Source organism: Verminephrobacter aporrectodeae subsp. tuberculatae At4 (assembly GCF_000193225.1).
Lineage (GTDB): Bacteria > Pseudomonadota > Gammaproteobacteria > Burkholderiales > Burkholderiaceae_C > Acidovorax > Acidovorax aporrectodeae.
Genome location: NZ_AFAL01000831.1, coordinates 1 through 1,422 on the forward strand (window position 1 = coordinate 1; position 1,422 = coordinate 1,422).

General features: G+C 61.9%; 1 protein-coding gene. It reads right to left on the reverse strand.

Features of this window, described 5'->3' with window-relative positions:
• Window positions 1-1,422 (reverse strand): Ig-like domain-containing protein (locus VTU_RS34125; RefSeq protein ID WP_010108921.1); only part of this gene is annotated, 1,422 nt, incomplete at both ends.

The following is a 1,422-nucleotide window of genomic DNA, read 5'->3' on the forward strand; positions in this document are numbered from 1 at the left end:
GCGTGCCCAGCGTGCCGTTGGCGTCGGTGAGCACGATGTCATCGATCGTGAAGCCGGTGACGGGCTCGCTAAAGGCGAAGGTGACGGTGGTTGTTTCGCCAACGGTGAGCGCGTTGTCAGCCAGGGTGATCGTGGCGGTGGGGCGAACGAGGTCAAAGTCGAAGGGCTCGTCAGAGAAATACACCAACACGCGCTGACCCTCGTTGCCCGCGACATCGGTGATGCCGCGCAGGTTAAGGAGGATGGCATGGCCGGTCGATGAATCGCCGGAAGTCGGGGCAGTGAGCGTGAATTTCCAGGTGATGTCGTCGGTGCTGCGCAGGTTGGACAGTGTGCCGATATTGGTGCTGGCATTGCGCATGAAGCCCAGGTCACGCAGGGTGAAGTTGTCCCGATTAAGCGCTTCGGAGAAGGTGAGGGTGACGGTGGTTGATTCGCCGGAGCAGAGTTTGGTGTCAGCGATGGCGATGGTGATGTCGGTCGGTGTGAGCTGCTTGGTATCGATGGAGTAGCTGGTGCTGGTGGCGAGGCCGGCACCGGCGGTGTTTGCGGCGTTGGTCACGCCAGCCAAGTTCACGCCGATGGTGTTGCTGCTGTCCTCAATGTTGGCCGTGGGCGTGAAGGTGGCGGTCCAGGTTTTGCCATTGTCATGGGTCGTGAGGTCGCCCAATGTGCCGTTGGCATCGGTGAGCACGATGTCCTCGCGCGTGAAGCCGGTGACGGTCTCGTTGAAGACGATGGTGACGGTCGTTGTTTCGCCGGCGATGAGGCTGGTGTCGGCCAGCGTGATGGTGGCGGTTGGGCCTGCGGTGTTCGCTGGCCGGGTGTCCACGGTGTAGTTGGCGCTGGTGGCGGTGGCGGTACCGATGTTGCCAGCGATGTCGGTGACACCGATGAGGTTCACGCGGATGGTATTCGCCCCGGCGTAGACGTTGGCCGTGGGCGTCAAGGTGGCCGTCCAGGTTCTGCCGTTGTCATGGGTCGTGAGGTCACCCAATGTGCCGTTTGCGAGCGCGATGTCATCGCGCGTGAAACTGGTGACGGGCTCGCTGAAGGCGAAGGTGACGGTGGTGGTTTCGCCGACGGTGAGCGCGCTGTCGGCCAAGGTGATCGTGGCGGTGGGTCGAACGAGGTCAATGTCGTAGCGGATGTCAACGAAAGACGTCACTCCGCCCCAACCACTGTTGCCTGCGACATCGGTCACGGTACTCAAATGCACGCGGAGGTAATTGCCGGTCGATGAGGCGCCGGAAGTCGGGGCCGTCAGCGTGAACTGCCAAGTAATGCCGTTGGTGGTACGCAGGTCGGACAATGTGCCGGGATTGGCGGAGGCATTGGAGCTAATGTGCGCCAGAGTGAAACTGTCCCGATTGAGCGCTTCGGAGAAGGTGATGGTGACGGTGGTTGATTCGCCGGCGCAGA